General features: G+C 41.2%; 12 protein-coding genes. 3 read left to right on the forward strand and 9 right to left on the reverse strand.

The window, feature by feature from the left end; genetic code table 11:
• Positions 1 to 405 precede the first annotated feature (405 nt).
• From ABD873_RS10685 to spt, 5 genes are read right to left on the reverse strand one after another with little or no spacing between them, the layout of a single operon-like run.
• On the reverse strand, positions 406 to 792 hold the full coding sequence (locus ABD873_RS10685) for a GtrA family protein (RefSeq protein WP_345068187.1): 387 nt from the start codon (positions 790 to 792) through the stop codon (positions 406 to 408).
• 8 nt (positions 793 to 800) lie between these two features.
• A complete protein-coding gene (locus tag ABD873_RS10690) occupies positions 801 to 1,487 on the reverse strand; it encodes a CDP-alcohol phosphatidyltransferase family protein (protein WP_039053362.1) in 687 nt (228 codons plus the stop codon).
• Positions 1,488 to 1,497: 10 nt separating this feature from the next.
• Positions 1,498 to 2,493, reverse strand: a complete 996-nt coding sequence (locus tag ABD873_RS10695) for an NAD-dependent epimerase/dehydratase family protein (protein ID WP_345068190.1) — start codon at positions 2,491 to 2,493, stop codon at positions 1,498 to 1,500.
• A complete protein-coding gene (locus tag ABD873_RS10700) occupies positions 2,490 to 3,611 on the reverse strand; it encodes a hypothetical protein (protein WP_345068192.1) in 1,122 nt (373 codons plus the stop codon). Before ABD873_RS10700 ends, ABD873_RS10695 begins: the two co-directional genes overlap by 4 nt.
• Before the next feature lie 24 nt (positions 3,612 to 3,635).
• Positions 3,636 to 4,844 carry a serine palmitoyltransferase gene (gene spt, locus ABD873_RS10705; RefSeq protein ID WP_345068194.1) on the reverse strand — a complete coding sequence of 403 codons (1,209 nt, stop codon included), beginning with the start codon at positions 4,842 to 4,844 and terminating at the stop codon, positions 3,636 to 3,638.
• Between the two features lie 332 nt (positions 4,845 to 5,176).
• On the opposite strand from spt, the gene smpB reads away from it, so the two are divergent.
• Entirely contained in the window at positions 5,177 to 5,632 is a 456-nt protein-coding gene (gene smpB, locus ABD873_RS10710; protein ID WP_345068196.1) for an SsrA-binding protein SmpB, read from the forward strand.
• Here the strand turns inward: smpB and ABD873_RS10715 are convergent.
• The gene (locus ABD873_RS10715) at positions 5,629 to 6,540 is read right to left on the reverse strand and encodes an AraC family transcriptional regulator (RefSeq protein WP_345068198.1); all 912 of its coding nucleotides are present in this window, start codon (positions 6,538 to 6,540) and stop codon (positions 5,629 to 5,631) included. The two genes, smpB and ABD873_RS10715, sit on opposite strands and share 4 nt — an antisense overlap.
• Positions 6,541 to 6,702: 162 nt before the next feature.
• On the opposite strand from ABD873_RS10715, the gene ABD873_RS10720 reads away from it, so the two are divergent.
• Both ABD873_RS10720 and ABD873_RS10725 read left to right on the forward strand, forming a co-directional pair.
• Positions 6,703 to 8,205, forward strand: a complete 1,503-nt coding sequence (locus ABD873_RS10720) for an aldehyde dehydrogenase family protein (RefSeq protein ID WP_345068200.1) — start codon at positions 6,703 to 6,705, stop codon at positions 8,203 to 8,205.
• Between the two features lie 54 nt (positions 8,206 to 8,259).
• The gene (locus tag ABD873_RS10725) at positions 8,260 to 8,634 is read left to right on the forward strand and encodes a DUF779 domain-containing protein (protein WP_345068202.1); all 375 of its coding nucleotides are present in this window, start codon (positions 8,260 to 8,262) and stop codon (positions 8,632 to 8,634) included.
• 152 nt (positions 8,635 to 8,786) lie between these two features.
• Here ABD873_RS10725 and ABD873_RS10730 read toward each other — a convergent pair whose 3' ends face one another.
• From ABD873_RS10730 to ABD873_RS10740, 3 genes are all read right to left on the reverse strand, one after another.
• Positions 8,787 to 10,982 (reverse strand): polyribonucleotide nucleotidyltransferase, encoded by a 2,196-nt coding sequence (locus tag ABD873_RS10730; RefSeq protein WP_345068204.1) that lies wholly within the window; start codon positions 10,980 to 10,982, stop codon positions 8,787 to 8,789.
• A 164-nt stretch (positions 10,983 to 11,146) separates the two neighbouring features.
• On the reverse strand, positions 11,147 to 11,425 hold the full coding sequence (rpsO, locus tag ABD873_RS10735) for a 30S ribosomal protein S15 (protein WP_039053804.1): 279 nt from the start codon (positions 11,423 to 11,425) through the stop codon (positions 11,147 to 11,149).
• A 127-nt stretch (positions 11,426 to 11,552) separates the two neighbouring features.
• Complete coding sequence (locus ABD873_RS10740; RefSeq protein WP_345068206.1) at positions 11,553 to 12,764, reverse strand: acyltransferase family protein; 1,212 nt, start codon at positions 12,762 to 12,764, stop codon at positions 11,553 to 11,555.
• Positions 12,765 to 12,919: the final 155 nt, after the last annotated feature.

Here is a 12,919-nt window from a genome sequence, read left to right on the forward strand (position 1 = left end):
TACCCGTTACGCTACATGATTAATATCTTAAAGAACTCTCCGCCTCCGCATCTCGCTTCGGCTTTATCTCTTGCCTTACGGCCTTTATTTCTTTTTCTCTTCCCCCTTCCTTGCGGACGGGACTGCAAAGGTAGAAACTTTATCCGATTTTCCAAAAACTTTTTTGAAGTTTTTTTCTCTTCTTTTTATCGGGCAACAAAAAAAAGATAAACTATCTTTTCCTTACCCTCTTCTACCCTCTTTTCAAACGCTCCGTAGAACTTCTCTCCCTCGCGGAGTGGTGCAAAGATAGAGAGTTTAAACCATTACTTCCAAACATTTTTAATCTATTTTTTAACCCTTAAAACATAATACGCTGATAATGCGTAAGATATTTTTTTGAGCAGGCTCAAAAGAAAAAGGTTTTCACTTCTTAAAAACCCAAAATTTCTGTAAGGTGAAGTTGAATACTAGCGATACTATCAACTCCACTAGGAGCTTTGAAAATAGAAAATGCCATCCCCATACATCCACAAAATAGTGGATCCCCAGCGATTTTAGCATTATACTTCCTAATACTACAATTACAAATTTCCAAAGCTGACAACCTACAGATGTCTCTGTACTATTAAACGACCAATATCGATTGATCAAAAAATTCACTATAGCGCCCAATGAGCCACTCACAACATTGGATAAGGGGGCCGACAAATGCAGAATCTTATAACAGAATGTATAAATACCCAAATCTGTCATCCCTCCTATAAAGGCGGACAGTTGCGCTCTTAAGAATTCTGCAATCTTATTCGACATCTACAATGCTATTTCTTTTCCCCTTTTGCTAATTTCTCTGCCTTATCGCGCGCATCTCCCATATCCAGCAATTTTTTGGTATCGGCAATATTGATAAAGAAGAGAATAACACAGATCACGATTACGCAGTAGTTGATAGAGAAGGGCACAAAAACTTCCAGCAATAACACCAAACAAATGATGACACGAATTTCCGTCGGCCCCAACAAGCCGGCATCTATCGTATATTTGTCGGTAATCTTATACCGCAACTGGGAAATAATCATAGCCCACCCATACAAAGCCACCAAAGCAAAGCCTGAATATTTAAAATCTTCAGCAGCATAAAACACATACCCCAATCCTATCATCACCGTACTCACCCAGTCCATCACAATATCCAAAGCAAATCCATACCACTTACGCGATTTGTTTCTGTAGAAAGCCAGTCTTCCATCCAAAGAGTCGCCAAACCACTGTACGAAAAAGCCTACGATAGCAAGCAACAACAAATAGCGGTTCACATATTCGGCCAGCAAGAAGCTGCACATAATCATTAAAGAACCAAAAAATCCTATTGCCGTAAGACCATCAGAAGAAATCCAACTCGGAATTCTAGGTAGAAAAAATGTAATTAGTCGTTGTTCCGGATTACTGAGAATGTTAGTTCTTTTTCTGTCTTGGAATAACTTCTTGTCAATTTTACTTTCACTCATCACTATATATTTACAGCCAATTATGGTCTTTATACCACAATAAGGCCTCTGTCAAACCTTTTCTTAAATCATATTTGGGGACGAAGCCCAACTTTTCTTTTGCTTTAGTAATATTACAGCTCCAATTCTCTGCCGTAAGTTCTCCTAAACGCTCCGGATAGATTACCGGTGTTTTCGAAGAATTTTTGTACAGATAGTTGGAGAGTCGAGCCACAAAAGAAACTAAACGGTAGGGGACGTGTACGCGGAAAGGCTTCTTATGAAAAGTATCTCTAAAAATGTCGGCCATAGCATACTTCGAGTATACATTGCCGTCAGAGATGTTATAAAAGTCCAGTGAGCCTTGCGGAATCTCGCACGCACGGAGGATGACATCCACCAGGTCTTTTACGTAGACGAAGCTTAGTTTTTGTGGATTTCTTCCTATGTATGGATCTAATCCTTTATTTAAGGTTTCAAAGAGTATGAACAAATCCCTTTCTCGCGGGCCGTATACAGCTGTAGGACGGAGCACCGTAATAGGCATATCCGCATATTTCTGTCTTATGTTCATTTCGGAATCACGCTTGCTTCGTCCGTACATGGTCAATGGCCGGTACGGATGTTCTTCCGTGATATCCACGTTATCGTTATAGCCTATGGGCCCTATGGCTGCCAAGCTGCTCACATACACAAATCGTGACACCCCTATTTCACTGTCGAATGCAGCCTCCATAAGGTTGTCGGTATAACCCACATTCACCTTTCTCATCGCTTCTTCCGACTTGGACTTAGTCAGTGCCGCAGCATGAACGATATAATCGTACCTTCCGCTTCTAAATATAGCCTTAAGATCTTCAATATTCTCAAAATCCGGATAAAGAAATTCATCCACGAATGGCGCTATATCGTCCGTCTTACTGGACTTGCGTATAGCTGCATGAACTATCCATCCTTTAGATTTTGCTGCTTCGACTATATGAGACCCTACAAATCCACTCGCACCAGTCAAAAAAAGCTTTTTCATATTTGTTTTTCATAAATGCGGTATTTCTTATACAATTCCCCATTTATCTGCTCAATGGCATGGTTCATCATATAGTTGTGGTCCAACATCCACGAACATTCTGCACTTTGGATGCCACTTGCTTGTGCGTTTTTGATAATCCTACCGTACAAGCACGCTTCTATACCCATCTTACGGTAGCCTTCCAACACACCCAACATCATCACTCGAAGTGTTTTGATTTTCTTGCGACCAAAAAGCAATTTAAATATGCCAAACGGGAATAATCTACCACGCTTGATTTTAATCAGCACCTCGTTGATATTAGGGATGCCCACCGCAAAGCCTACGATTTCGTTTTCTTTTTCAGCAAGGATACAATATTTAGGGTCTACAACCATTTTGAGGTCTTTAGCCACATAGGCAAACTCCTCATCCGACATAGGAACGAACCCCAAGTTTTTATCCCACGCCTTATTATATACCTTTTTAATTTTATCCGCCTCTTGGGTAAAATTCTTTAAATCAATCTGACGCAATATAATGCCGGATCGTTTCAATCTTTCTTCCAGCTTATCCAATAGCGTCACCGACCGAAGGTTTGCATTTTCCGAACGCACCAGATAAGCTCTTAAATCAACCTGCTTTGTAAATCCGTAATTGTCTGCCAGCTCATTATAATACGGTCGGTTATAAGGCATCATAGCCATCGGTGGCAGGTCAAACCCTTCGATCAACATGCCGCAAGTTTCGTTGGTAGAAGGATTTACGGGACCAAAAATCTTGTTTCCTCCTTTGGATTTCACCCACTCGACCGCTGTGTCAAACAATTTGTCGGCTACTTCCTGATCATTGATACAGTCGAAAAAACCGAATTGCCCTTCCGAAACATTGTAATACTGATTATATACATTGTTCCAGATAGCGGCGATACGTCCTACAATCTTCTTGTCCTTGTATGCCAGAAAAAGCTGAGCCGACGAATTCTTATAAAAAGGGTGTTTGTCTGGATTCAACAAATCATCTTGCGCCATGAAAAGCTCAGGCACATAATTTGAATCCCCCATATACAAATCATGCGGAAAATCAATGAATTCCGCACGTTGTTTTTTTGTTGTTACAGGTATGATATTAATCATTTCCTTTTATTTTTAGATCTTTCATTATCCAACAAAAGACTCTACTTCTGCTGTTTTGAAGATTTTAGCCATCTTTTCAACAGCCTCTTCAATTTGGTCGAATGTATGGGTAGCCATCAATGAGAATCGAATCAACGACTCTTCGGCAGGAACTGCCGGTGCCACCACAGGATTTACGAATACACCATTATCTTGAAGTGCTTTAGTCACATAGTACGTCTTATCGTTGTTACGAACGAAGATCGGAAGAATAGGACTTTCGGTATGTCCCAGATCGAAGCCATTATCCAACAACAATTTCTTCGCGTAGTTTGTATTTGCCCAAAGTTTTTCGATATGTTCAGGCTCTGATTGGATGATCTCTAAAGCTTTCAGCGTAGAGGCTACAGAAGCTGGAGTCATACTTGCCGAGAACATCAAAGAACGGGCTCTATGTTTAAGGTACTCTATAGTATCTTTATCCGCAGCTATAAAACCTCCTAAAGAGGCAAGAGATTTACTGAAAGTACCCATGATCAAGTCTACTTTGTTTTTCAGACCGAAATGGCTTTCAGTACCGGCACCTCGCTCACCGATAACACCCAAACTGTGGGCATCATCACACATCACAGCAGCATCAAACTCTTCGGCCACTTTCACCAGCTCTGGAAGTTTTACAATATCACCTTCCATACTGAAAATACCGTCGGTAGCGATAAGCTTGAAACTCTCTTCCGGAAGACGAGACAGCTTAGCTCTTAGGTCTTCCATATCATTGTGGGCATACTTGATAACTTTCGAAAATGAAAGTCTACTCCCATCTATGATTGAAGCATGATTACGCTCATCCAACAAGATATAGTCATTACGACCAGTGATACATGACAAAGGACCTAAATTAGATTGAAAACCTGTACTGAAAAGAACCGCTGCTTCCTTCCCTACATAGTCCGCTAATTTTTCCTCTAATTCAACATGAATATCTAAAGTTCCGTTCAAAAATCTAGAACCTGCACAACCGGTACCATATTTTGCTAATGCATCTTGAGCGGCCTTGATAATACGAGGGTCTGTGGTAAGACCTAAATACGAGTTAGAGCCAAACATCAACACCCGCTTTCCATCAATCATCACTTCGGTATCTTGCTTAGATTGGATAGGTCTAAAATAGGCATACAATCCGTTTGCTTTTATAGGCTCTAGTTGTTCTTGAAGAAACTTAGACGTTCTTTCACTTAACTTTCCCTTGCTCATGCTATAGATATTTCTATTAATGCGATTTTAATTTACTTTTTGACTAAAATCCAATATTCGTCAAAAGTACAGCTTAATATCGTCTTAGTATCAAGAGATAATAAACTTTTACTTTATTATAACATTCTTACAAAGACCGATACACCACCGACTTATGATGAGTATAGAACTTCTATCAAAACGTGCAAACTTACAAAACTTTGGCCGATTATTTACAATTTTCTAATCTTATAAATATCATAAAGTTAAATTATTGTTAATATACTAACAAGATTATCCAAATAAAAATGAATATTTTATTTTAGTAAATTTGCAACCTAACGAACATTAACATGGCTATATCATCACAAGTCAACATAAAAAATAAAAGAGCATCATTTGATTACCACCTGCTAGACAGGTATGTCGCGGGCATTCAACTTCTGGGCACGGAGATCAAATCTATCCGAGAGGGGAAAGCCAATATTAACGATAGTTTCTGTACTTTCTTCGAAGACGGGCTTTACATCCGTAATATGCATATAGCGGAATATTCGCATGGCTCCTTTTACAATCATGAAGCCAAGCGCGACAGAAAACTGCTATTAACAAAAAAAGAACTAAAAAAACTTAAAGAAAAAGGGGAAGAAAAAGGCTTCACCATCGTTCCTCTTCGTATCTTCATCAGCGAAAGAGGGTATGCCAAAGTCGAAATCGCGCTGGCCCAAGGTAAAAAAGACTATGACAAAAGAGAATCCATCAAAGAAAGAGAAACCAAAAGAGAGCTAGATCGCGTAATGAAACGTTAATTCCCGAGATTCAATATATATGCTCCGGGGGTGACGCCCACGCGGCTCCTAAATAACCTAACGAAATAATTAACCTCGGTGAAGCCGGCTCCAAAACACGACTCCTTCACCGATTTTGTCTGCCTAAGAAGCTCTTTGGCCCGCTCTAGGCGCTGTGTAATCACATACTCCATAGGGCTCATCCCTAACTCTTTCTTAAATAGACGTGTCAGACTCGATTTACTCATATGGGCAACCTTTTGTAAAGTTTCTAATGAGATCTTTTCACTAATATGCCTGCGCACAAAATCTTTTAGATGCAACAATACAGCATTGGAAGAAGTACCTATCTCCAATGCCAGCAAAGATTGCTTCTGAAGCAAACGAATCATTATTTCTTTAAAAGCCAAATCCGCAAAAACACTCTTCAACGAATTGGACCCCATCATGATCCGGAAAAACTTATTCAATAATTCGGTAAGCTCTGGTATATTGTAAAGATGGAAAAGGTCCGGATTAAAGTTCCACTCACCAATCATCTGATGTTTGGGGCTAAACTCATTCAGATAGTTAAGCACTCCGTCAATCTTTTCCTTACTGATTACTAATGCAGTACATTGCGTAGGTCGGTGTATGCTAGCTTCCGGAAAGTCTATAAGCATCTTGGTATTAGCTGGTAAGACCAACATCTGACCAGGGTAATATTCAAAATCTTCCACCTGTCCTATATGCATGACCTTTTTGCCCTGCAACATATTAACCATCACCAGGTCATCAAACTTCAAAGGCACCAGCGTACAAGACTCATAGGTCTCAAAGACATGAAGCTCCATCTCATCCACAGCAAAAGTACGCTTGTTCTCCACAAAAGTGGTGAGTTCCTTTTCCGTGGAAAAAGGCAAGGTCTCCAATAACGTTCCGCCTTTCATCAGCTCTAAGATTTATAATTGGCTATAATCAAATATAACAAAATTCAGCCAAAGAAGAAACGATACGATAGTGCTATGCTTTGACACGAATGTGCTACAGCTCCATAAACCTCTTCGGTATTTTTGAGTAAATAGATGAACTCAATTAATAAACTTAAAATTATGGGAACTATTCAAAGACCAACGTTTAAGGAACGTTACGACAACTACATAGGAGGCAAGTTCGTCCCTCCGGTATTAGGAAGATACTTTGACAATATCTCTCCGCTGGATGGCAAGGTGTTTACTCAGGCTGCCCATTCTACCAAAGAAGATCTTGAGCTCGCCATAGACGCTGCCGAGAAAGCCTTCGAAAGCTGGAGCAAAACTTCAGCCACAGAGCGCAGCATCATCCTCAACAAGATTGCAGACCGTATCGAAGAAAACTTAGAATATATTGCCGCAGTAGAAACGGTAGACAATGGCAAAGCTATACGCGAAACACTAAATGCCGACATTCCTTTAGCGATAGACCACTTCCGATATTTTGCTAGTGTGATACGTGCTGAAGAAGGGTCTCTGAGTGAACTGGACGCCAATACCGTATCACTTATAGTCCATGAACCTATAGGTGTGGTGGCCCAGATTATTCCTTGGAACTTCCCTATATTAATGGCCGTATGGAAGCTGGCGCCAGCCCTTGCTGCCGGCAATACGGTAGTACTCAAACCCGCCGAAAGTACGCCAACTTCTATTATGGTTTTGATGGAGCTTATAGGAGACCTAATACCTCCAGGTGTGGTGAATATAGTGAATGGATTTGGCGCCGAATTGGGAAGAACATTGGTGACAAATCCTAAGATTGCGAAGGCTGCCTTTACAGGCTCTACAGCCACTGGCCGCCTAGTGATGCAATACGCTACCGAAAACATTATCCCTGTAACCTTAGAGCTAGGGGGTAAATCCCCAAATATCTTCTTCGAATCGGTGATGGCACAAGATGATGAATTCCTTGATAAAGCCTTAGAAGGCGCTGTTTTGTTTGCTCTTAATCAAGGCGAGATCTGTACCTGTCCTTCGCGTCTGTTAGTACAAGAATCTATATACGATAAATTTATCGAAAAGGTGATTGACCGTGTGAAAGCCATCAAGGTAGGAGATCCGCTAGACCCAACAGTCATGATGGGAGCCCAAGCCTCAAAAATTCAAAAAGATAAAATCATGTCCTATATCAAACTTGGAAAAGAAGAAGGTGCTGAAGTGCTAATCGGAGGGGGCGAAAATCATGTGGGCCCTGGCTTGGAAGGAGGATACTACATACAACCTACCATATTCAAAGGCCATAACAAAATGCGCATCTTCCAAGAAGAGATTTTCGGTCCGGTATTGGCTGTCACCACTTTCAAAGACGAAAAGGAGGCTATCGAAATTGCCAATGACACCATGTATGGATTAGGCGCTGGTGTATGGACCCGAGATGCACATCAGATTTATACCGTTCCACGTGCCATCAAAGCTGGCCGTGTATGGGTAAACCAATATCACGCTTATCCTGCTGGAGCTCCGTTTGGTGGTTATAAACAATCGGGCATAGGACGTGAAAACCACAAAATGATGCTCGACCATTACAGACAAACAAAAAATATGCTGATTTCATACAGCAAGCAAAAATTGGGATTCTTCTAAAATCACGCTAACTATAGAGGAGGGAAATACCTCCTCTATTTAAATTTTTTGCCTATGATAAAGAGATTAGATGTAACGGAAGAAGCCAAAAGAGTGATCCACCAACTAGCACAACAACACGGTCCTTTGATGTTTTATCAAGCCGGTGGCTGCTGTGAAGGCACACAACCACAATGCTTTGTCAAAGGCGGTTATTTCCCAAGGATGAATGACGCCATGATAGGACTAGCGGAAGGATATGAATTTTGGGTAGACCGTGACCTCTTTGAATACTGGAAGCATGCTCACTTTACCCTTGATGTGGTCGATGGCTTCGGTCCTGGAGGTTTCTCCCTAGAGACTCCGCTGGGAAAAACTTTCAAAGTGCATTACAGATTATTTACGGAAGAAGAACTAAAAGATCTAGAACCCGTAAAAAGAAATGAATAATCGCAAAACAAACCGTCTTCGTAAGAATTACTTCAATTAATATTCAGATTTCACTAAAGCAATTCATCTTCCCCAATACAATGCCTCAAAGAGGGAAAACAAAAAATCCTAACCGCATGGGGTTAGGATTTTTTTATGAGGACTAAAGATCCTTAGTCAGCCTTTTTAGGATTTTTTGCAGGTCTGTGCGGGTTAGGCTTGTTATTGTTCGGTCTTTCCTCCTTTGGAGGGCGTGGCAACAAAGCTTTACGCGACAGCTTCATCTTACCTTGCTTGTCGATATCCAATAATTTCACCGTCACTGTATCCCCTTCTTTGTAGATGCCGTCCAATGATTCTAGACGTTTCCAGTCCACTTCGGAGATATGCAACAAACCGTCTTTACCCGGAAGGATTTCCACGAAAGCACCGAAAGCCATTATAGACTTCACTTTACCTTCATAGGTTTCCCCCACCTCTGGTTTGGCAACGATAGCCTTAATACGTTTAGCTGCAGCATCCACTCCCTCCTTGTTGGCAGCAAAGATCTGAACGATACCTTTGTTATCCACCTCTTCGATAGAGATTGAAGTTCCAGTCTCACGCTGAAGCTCTTGGATAATCTTACCACCAGGACCGATAACCGCACCTATAAACTCTCTATCGATAATCATCTGCATGATGCGTGGAGCATGTGGTTTATAATCAGGACGAGGTTCAGCAATAGTTTTCTTCATCTCGTTCAAGATATGAAGACGAGCCTCACGGGCTTGCTCCAACGCCTGTGTCAGCACTTCCCATTTAAGACCGTTGATCTTAAGGTCCATCTGACAACCTACGATACCTTTTTCAGTACCCGTAACCTTGAAGTCCATATCTCCTAGGTGATCTTCATCACCTAAGATATCCGAAAGAATAGCGTAGCGGCCAGTCTTCTCGTCGGTAATCAACCCCATAGCGATACCAGATACCGGAGCTTTCAATTTAACGCCTGCATCCATCAATGCCAGCGTACCGGCACATACTGTCGCCATAGATGAAGAACCATTGGATTCCAAAATATCCGATACTACGCGGATGGTATAAGGATTTTCAGAATCTGGAGGCAATACCTGCTTCAATGAACGCATAGCCAAGTTACCGTGACCGATTTCACGACGGCCAGGACCTCTGTTAGGTCTTACCTCTCCTGTAGAGAAGCTTGGGAAATTATAGTGTAAGATAAACTTGTTGTAACCATGGATGAATGCGCCATCAATCATTTGCTCATCGTCTTTAGCCCCCAAAGTCACCGAAGTCAAAGACTGGGTTTCTCCACGAGTAAAGATTGCCGAGCCGTGTGCTGCAGGAAGATAATCCACTTCCGACCAGATAGGACGTACAGTACGTACATCACGGCCATCTAGGCGGATACCTTCATCAAGAATCAGGTTACGCACAGCGTGATATTGTACGTCGTGATAATATTTCTTCGCCAAGAAGAGGGTTTCTTCATCCACCTCTTCACCTAAGGAAGCAATAATTTCTTCTTCAATAGCGGCAAATTTTTCAGCGCGCTCGTGCTTCGAAGTACCCGATTTCGCTATAGCATATACTCTGTCGTAAGCAGCGTCGTAAATTGCCTTCTCCAGTTCAGGGTTTGAAGGCTCATGATTGAATTCACGTTTCTGTTCTGCTCCTACTAACTTAGCCAATTCCACTTGCGCCGCCACTTGTTTTTTGATAGCCTCGTGCGCAAAGGCAATAGCTTCCACCATCTCGGCTTCAGAAATCTCTTTAGCTTCACCTTCCACCATCACAATATCGGAAGCAGAGCCCGCAACGATAAACTCCAATGTGGAATTGCCTAATTCCGAAAGACGTGGGTTGATAACCAACTTACCGTCAATCTTGGCTACACGAACTTCAGATATAGGACCATTGAATGGTATATCTGACACAGCAATAGCTGCCGATGCCGCCAAACCGGCCAACGCATCCGGCATAATATCTTTGTCCGAAGAAATCAACCATACCATCACCTGTGTGTCGGCGTGGTAGGTCTCAGGGAATAAAGGACGTAAAGCTCTATCTATCAAACGTGAAATCAAAATCTCGTAATCCGACAATTTCGCTTCACGACGTAAAAAACCTCCCGGAATACGGCCTGTCGCCGCATATTTCTCTTGGTAATCTACCGATAGAGGTAAGAAATCTACCCCTGGTTTTGCTTCTTTGGCTGACACTACCGTCGCCAAAAGCATCGTTTCTCCTTGTTTCAACACTACAGAACCGTCGGCTTGCTTAGCCAATTTGCCTGTAGACAACTCGATAGGAGGAACTCCGTCCCCCATTTCAATTGTAACTTTCTTTTCGTTGTAATAACTCATTGTGTACTAATAATGGTGCATTTTCCTCTTTTACTGATGCACTAATTTTTATGACCTCTAAAAATTCTGAACAAATGTACAGATTTTTTATTCTAAAAGTCAGTATTATACAAAAAAAGCCACCCAAAAATTTTGGATGGCTTAATGCTTTTCACTATATAGACTTACTTGATGATATCACGTAAACCTAAAGCCTTGATAATAGCACGGTATCTTTCGATATCTTTTTTGTACAAATAAGCTAATAAAGCACGACGTTTACCTACTAATTTTTGTAACGCACGTTGTGTATTAAAATCTTTTCTGTTTTTCTTCAAGTGCTCTGTCAAGTGAGCAATTCTTTTAGTGAATAAAGCGATCTGCCCTTCTGCAGAACCTGTGTTTGTAGCTGAACCTGCAAATTCTGCAAAGATATTAGCTTTGTACTCTTTACTTAAATACATTTCTTGAATAATATTAAAGCGTTAAAAATTTTATTAATTGCGTGCAAAGTTAAGTATTTTCATTTGAAAATGAAAAGAATTTGAAAATTATCCTACTGATTTTCATGATGTCCTTTACACTTCCTCACTATACTTTGACGTAGATTCCCTTCTTATCCATGAAGAACACTATCACCCACATCACCGCCAAGAAAACCAAAGAATACGCAAAGGATCCGATTTCCGGAATCCCCGGAATCTGCGCACACACATTCTTATAAAACCACGACAGCGGTGTCGTAAATATAGCTTCTCCCTGCTCATTTACCCCGCTCGGAATACGGATTAAGCCGAGACTCTTAGGAAGCAATCCACTCAACACGAAAATGAAAAGCGGGTTCTTTCCAAATACATCAAAGAACTTGGTAAGCTTATTCTTAACTCCTTGCACCTCTATATACCATATCATTCCGCCAATGGTCATAATCCCTAACCCCGTAGTATAGAGCACATAAGAACTTGTCCATATTTTTTTATTGATAGGAAAACCCAAAGACCAAGTCCAAGCCAATACCAACAAAATAAATCCTGTAACAAAAAGTCCGGAAAGCAATTTGAAATGCGGTTCTTGGGATTGTGGAACTTTCGCCCAAAGCCAATCCACCTCTCCTCTGTTACGGATAAATACCCCTACCAAATAGCCGAAGACTACCTGCACGATAGCAGGAATAGTGCTCATCAACCCTTCCGGATCAAAAGGTACTCCCTCTCCTTTATACATATGCGGCACACCTAAAAGCTGCTTGTCGATAGCCGTTCCGAACCATCCCGCCAGAGAATAAGGATCCTCTCCTCCCAAAAAAGCACAAAGTCCCCAATAGCCCAAAAGCAGTACCGCCGAAACATAAATCAACGTTCGAGGCCTACAATAATAAGCTAAGATGGAAGCAAAGAAGTACGCCAAAGCTATGCGCTGCAATACGCCTAAAATACGAACTCCTTTATTCGGATCTACCGAGCTCACCCATTCCCTGAATTGCAAAGAACCGTCGACCCATTGCACAAAAGGAAACCAGTTAAGCCCCAATCCTATCAGAAAAATAAGAATTGATCTTTTTACAACCTTCTTCCAGAATACCGCATCTCCGGACTCTTTTAACCTTGGAATCACAAACGACATCGCATTTCCTACGGCAAACAAGAAAAAAGGAAACACCAAGTCCGTAGGTGTACACCCATGCCACGCGGCATGTTTTAACGGAGCAAACATCGAAGACCATGTTCCCGGATTATTAACCATAATCATTAAGGCTACCGTTGCTCCTCTGAACACATCTAGTGAATAATAGCGTGGTTTCATAAATAGACTGTGAAAAATATTGTTCCGAAGATAAGAAATAAGGAAAGAATTAACGAGAAAGTTCTAGGCTTAAAATGATAAAACCATATAAACATTCACAAAAATTAACTTAAAAACGAAAACTTAATAGAATTTTTTAAAAAGTTGTTGGTGTT

The organism is Sphingobacterium thermophilum, assembly GCF_039541675.1.
GTDB lineage: Bacteria > Bacteroidota > Bacteroidia > Sphingobacteriales > Sphingobacteriaceae > Sphingobacterium > Sphingobacterium thermophilum.